Annotated in this window: 2 tRNA genes and 3 rRNA genes; all 5 read right to left on the bottom strand. The window is 50.5% G+C overall.

Annotated features, from left to right (window positions below):
• Window positions 1-53: 53 nt before the first annotated feature.
• The 5 genes from rrf to VLK31_RS36060 all read right to left on the bottom strand — a co-directional run bounded on the left by rrf (window position 54) and on the right by VLK31_RS36060 (window position 5,321).
• Window positions 54-166 (bottom strand): 5S ribosomal RNA (gene rrf, locus VLK31_RS36080).
• A gap of 131 nt (window positions 167-297) precedes the next feature.
• A 23S ribosomal RNA gene (locus VLK31_RS36075) occupies window positions 298-3,172 on the bottom strand.
• Window positions 3,173-3,505: 333 nt separating this feature from the next.
• Window positions 3,506-3,581: transfer RNA gene (locus VLK31_RS36070), tRNA-Ala, on the bottom strand.
• Window positions 3,582-3,621: 40 nt separating this feature from the next.
• Window positions 3,622-3,698 (bottom strand) — tRNA-Ile (locus VLK31_RS36065).
• Between the two features lie 88 nt (window positions 3,699-3,786).
• Window positions 3,787-5,321: ribosomal RNA gene (locus VLK31_RS36060) — 16S ribosomal RNA — on the bottom strand.
• Together the 16S, 23S and 5S rRNA genes with 2 tRNA genes alongside form the textbook arrangement of a ribosomal RNA operon.
• Window positions 5,322-5,502: the final 181 nt, after the last annotated feature.

Raw genomic sequence — 5,502 nt, 5'->3', positions numbered from 1 at the left:
TGCAAAGCAAAAAACCCCAGTCATTGCTGACTGGGGTTTTCTGGGCTGTAAGAGCCTGACGATGACCTACTTTCACACGGGAACCCGCACTATCATCGGCGCTGAGTCGTTTCACTGTCCTGTTCGGGATGGGAAGGAGTGGTACCAACTCGCTATGGTCATCAGGCATAAAGGGTAGTCTGACTGATCACGCGATCAATCAAACGAATTCATAGAGTTTGGAATCAGCTTTTGGCGAATTATTTTGAATGCGTCAACTTGGCATAACACCTTGATCTGTATTTTGATCAAAGTTATAGGGTCAAGCCTCACGAGCAATTAGTATCAGTTAGCTTAACGCATTACTGCGCTTCCACACCTGACCTATCAACGTCCTGGTCTTGAACGACTCTTCAGGGGGCTCAAGGCCCCGGCAGATCTCATCTTGAAACGAGTTTCCCGCTTAGATGCTTTCAGCGGTTATCTCTTCCACACTTAGCTACTCGGCAATGCCACTGGCGTGACAACCGATACACCAGAGGTGTGTCCACTCCGGTCCTCTCGTACTAGGAGCAGGCTTCCTCAAATCTGCAGCGCCCACGGAAGATAGGGACCAAACTGTCTCACGACGTTTTAAACCCAGCTCACGTACCTCTTTAAATGGCGAACAGCCATACCCTTGGGACCGGCTACAGCCCCAGGATGAGATGAGCCGACATCGAGGTGCCAAACACCGCCGTCGATATGAACTCTTGGGCGGTATCAGCCTGTTATCCCCAGAGTACCTTTTATCCGTTGAGCGATGGCCCTTCCATACAGAACCACCGGATCACTATGTCCTGCTTTCGCATCTGCTCGACTTGTCAGTCTCGCAGTTAAGCACGCTTATGCCATTGCACTATCGTCACGATGTCCGACCGTAACTAGCGTACCTTCGAACTCCTCCGTTACGCTTTGGGAGGAGACCGCCCCAGTCAAACTGCCTACCATGCACTGTCCCCGATCCAGATAATGGACCTAGGTTAGAACCTCAAACACACCAGGGTGGTATTTCAACGTTGGCTCCACAAGATCTAGCGACCCTGCTTCAAAGCCTCCCACCTATCCTACACAGATCTGTTCAAAGTCCAATACAAAGCTACAGTAAAGGTTCATGGGGTCTTTCCGTCTTTCCGCGGGGAGATTGCATCATCACAAACATTTCAACTTCGCTGAGTCTCAGGAGGAGACAGTGTGGCCATCGTTACGCCATTCGTGCAGGTCGGAACTTACCCGACAAGGAATTTCGCTACCTTAGGACCGTTATAGTTACGGCCGCCGTTTACTGGGACTTCAATCAAGAGCTTGCACCCCATCATTTAATCTTCCAGCACCGGGCAGGCGTCACACCCTATACGTCCACTTTCGTGTTTGCAGAGTGCTGTGTTTTTAATAAACAGTCGCAGCCACCGATTTTTTGCAACCCATTCATGCTTCGTTGTTCACTACACACTAATAGGGCACACCTTCTTCCGAAGTTACGGTGTCAATTTGCCGAGTTCCTTCTCCTGAGTTCTCTCAAGCGCCTTAGAATACTCATCTCGCGCACCAGTGTCGGTTTGCGGTACGGTCGTTGTTAGCTGAAGCTTAGTGGCTTTTCCTGGAACCTCGTTCAGTTACTTCACGGGCAAGCCCGCTCGATCAATGGCCTCGGTATATGTACGCCGGATTTGCCTAACGTACGCCTACATCCATCTAAACCGACATATCCAACAGTCGGATAACCTATTAAGATCCGTCCCCACATCGCACTAACAATCGGTACAGGAATATTGACCTGTTTCCCATCAGCTACGCATCTCTGCCTCGCCTTAGGGGCCGACTCACTCTACGCCGATGAACGTTGCGTAGAAAACCTTGCGCTTACGGCGAGGGGGCTTTTCACCCCCTTTAACGCTACTCATGTCAGCATTCGCACTTCTGATACCTCCAGCACGCTTTACAACGCACCTTCACAGGCTTACAGAACGCTCTCCTACCACTTGCAATAAATTGCAAATCCGCAGCTTCGGTAACTGGCTTAGCCCCGTTACATCTTCCGCGCAGGACGACTCGATCAGTGAGCTATTACGCTTTCTTTAAATGATGGCTGCTTCTAAGCCAACATCCTGACTGTTTTAGCCTTCCCACTTCGTTTCCCACTTAGCCAATTTTAGGGACCTTAGCTGGCGGTCTGGGTTGTTTCCCTCTTGAGTCCGGACGTTAGCACCCGGTGCTCTGTCTCCCAAGCTGTACTCATCGGTATTCGGAGTTTGCCTTGGTTTGGTAAGTCGCCATGACCCCCTAGCCAAAACAGTGCTCTACCCCCGATGGTAATACTTGAGGCACTACCTAAATAGTTTTCGGAGAGAACCAGCTATTTCCAAGTTTGTTTAGCCTTTCACCCCTATCCACAGCTCATCCGCTAGTTTTGCAACACTAGTCGGTTCGGACCTCCAGTACCTGTTACGGCACCTTCATCCTGGCCATGGATAGATCACTTGGTTTCGGGTCTACACCCAGCGACTGATCGCCCTATTCGGACTCGATTTCTCTACGGCTTCCCTATTCGGTTAACCTTGCCACTGAATGTAAGTCGCTGACCCATTATACAAAAGGTACGCAGTCACCCCTTACGAGGCTCCTACTTTTTGTAAGCACGCGGTTTCAGGATCTATTTCACTCCCCTCCCGGGGTTCTTTTCGCCTTTCCCTCACGGTACTAGTTCACTATCGGTCAATGATGAGTATTTAGCCTTGGAGGATGGTCCCCCCATATTCAGACAGGATTTCTCGTGTCCCGCCCTACTTGTCGTTAGCTTAGTATCACACAGGTCATTTCACGTACGGGGCTATCACCCGCTATGGCCAGTCTTTCCAAACTGTTCCGTTATGTCTTGTGCTATCACTAACAGGCTCTTCCGATTTCGCTCGCCACTACTTTCGGAATCTCGGTTGATGTCTTTTCCTCGAGCTACTGAGATGTTTCAGTTCACCCGGTTCGCCTCGCATGACTATGTATTCATCATGCGATACCTTTGCAGGTGGGTTTCCCCATTCGGAAATCTCCGGATCAAAGCTAATTTGCCAGCTCCCCGAAGCTTATCGCAGGCTATCACGTCCTTCGTCGCCTATCATTGCCAAGGCATCCACCACGTGCTCTTATTCACTTGACCCTATAACTTTGACGTTTCTTGCGAAACACAAAATCATTTCAAGGAATATGTCAGGTCTTGCACCTGACGCGTTATGCCGTACATTCAAAATTCGATTTGACTCGAAATTGAAGTTTCTTTTGACGCAATCAAAAATTCTATGCTGCTGATGGCACGGTCTGCACTAAACCTTTACGAATGTGCAGTTTCCATCAGCAGCGCTGATTCGACTCTATGAATTTTTAAAGAACAGCCGATTGATCAAGAGATCTTGATCAACAACAAAACAGCCTCTTGCAAAGCTGCTTTGGTGTTGAATTAAGTACCACGCACAATATTCTTGCGCAGTGTTGTTGGTGGAGGATGACGGGATCGAACCGACGACCCCCTGCTTGCAAAGCAGGTGCTCTCCCAGCTGAGCTAATCCCCCAAATCCCTCAGTTTTCTCTCACGCGAGGTATCAGAAGATTTGGTGGGTCTAGTTGGGCTCGAACCAACGACCCCCGCCTTATCAAGACGGTGCTCTAACCAGCTGAGCTACAGACCCAATCGACAACCATCTTCTCATCGAAAATGATCGACTTCTTCCAACAACCGATAAGTGTGGGCGTTTAAATTAAATTGCTTGTTTCCAGAAAGGAGGTGATCCAGCCGCACCTTCCGATACGGCTACCTTGTTACGACTTCACCCCAGTCACGAACCCTGCCGTGGTAATCGCCCTCCTTGCGGTTAAGCTAACTACTTCTGGCAGAACCCGCTCCCATGGTGTGACGGGCGGTGTGTACAAGACCCGGGAACGTATTCACCGTGACATTCTGATCCACGATTACTAGCGATTCCGACTTCACGCAGTCGAGTTGCAGACTGCGATCCGGACTACGACTGGTTTTATGGGATTAGCTCCCCCTCGCGGGTTGGCAACCCTTTGTACCAGCCATTGTATGACGTGTGTAGCCCCACCTATAAGGGCCATGAGGACTTGACGTCATCCCCACCTTCCTCCGGTTTGTCACCGGCAGTCTCATTAGAGTGCCCAACTGAATGTAGCAACTAATGACAAGGGTTGCGCTCGTTGCGGGACTTAACCCAACATCTCACGACACGAGCTGACGACAGCCATGCAGCACCTGTGTTACGGTTCTCTTTCGAGCACTAAGCCATCTCTGGCGAATTCCGTACATGTCAAAGGTGGGTAAGGTTTTTCGCGTTGCATCGAATTAAACCACATCATCCACCGCTTGTGCGGGTCCCCGTCAATTCCTTTGAGTTTCAACCTTGCGGCCGTACTCCCCAGGCGGTCAACTTCACGCGTTAGCTTCGTTACTGAGTCAGTGAAGACCCAACAACCAGTTGACATCGTTTAGGGCGTGGACTACCAGGGTATCTAATCCTGTTTGCTCCCCACGCTTTCGTGCATGAGCGTCAGTACAGGTCCAGGGGATTGCCTTCGCCATCGGTGTTCCTCCGCATATCTACGCATTTCACTGCTACACGCGGAATTCCATCCCCCTCTACCGTACTCTAGCTATACAGTCACAGATGCAGTTCCCAGGTTGAGCCCGGGGATTTCACAACTGTCTTATATAACCGCCTGCGCACGCTTTACGCCCAGTAATTCCGATTAACGCTTGCACCCTACGTATTACCGCGGCTGCTGGCACGTAGTTAGCCGGTGCTTATTCTTACGGTACCGTCATTAGCCCCCTTTATTAGAAGAGACCGTTTCGTTCCGTACAAAAGCAGTTTACAACCCGAAGGCCTTCATCCTGCACGCGGCATGGCTGGATCAGGCTTTCGCCCATTGTCCAAAATTCCCCACTGCTGCCTCCCGTAGGAGTCTGGGCCGTGTCTCAGTCCCAGTGTGGCTGGTCGTCCTCTCAGACCAGCTACAGATCGAAGGCTTGGTGAGCCTTTACCTCACCAACTACCTAATCTGCCATCGGCCGCTCCATTCGCGCAAGGTCTTGCGATCCCCTGCTTTCATCCGTAGATCGTATGCGGTATTAGCACAGCTTTCGCTGCGTTATCCCCCACGATTGGGCACGTTCCGATGTATTACTCACCCGTTCGCCACTCGCCGCCAGGATTGCTCCCGCGCTGCCGTTCGACTTGCATGTGTAAGGCATGCCGCCAGCGTTCAATCTGAGCCAGGATCAAACTCTATAGTTCGATCTTGATTTTTGCGCCTGACCTCGCGGCCAGGCAAAACTCATAAATAAAGAAATTAAAGTGAACTTTCACTTCTATCTTCATGAGCGTTTTTAAGTCTTGCGACTTGTTCCGAAGAACTTACGCAATTACCTTCAAACGCCCACGCTTATCGGCTGTAAATTTTTAACGAACCCCGAAG

The sequence above is a fragment of the Variovorax sp. H27-G14 genome (genome assembly GCF_046156345.1).
Lineage (GTDB): Bacteria > Pseudomonadota > Gammaproteobacteria > Burkholderiales > Burkholderiaceae_C > Variovorax.
Note: the sequence above shows the minus strand (reverse complement) of the source record. Positions and strands in the feature narration are given on the sequence as shown.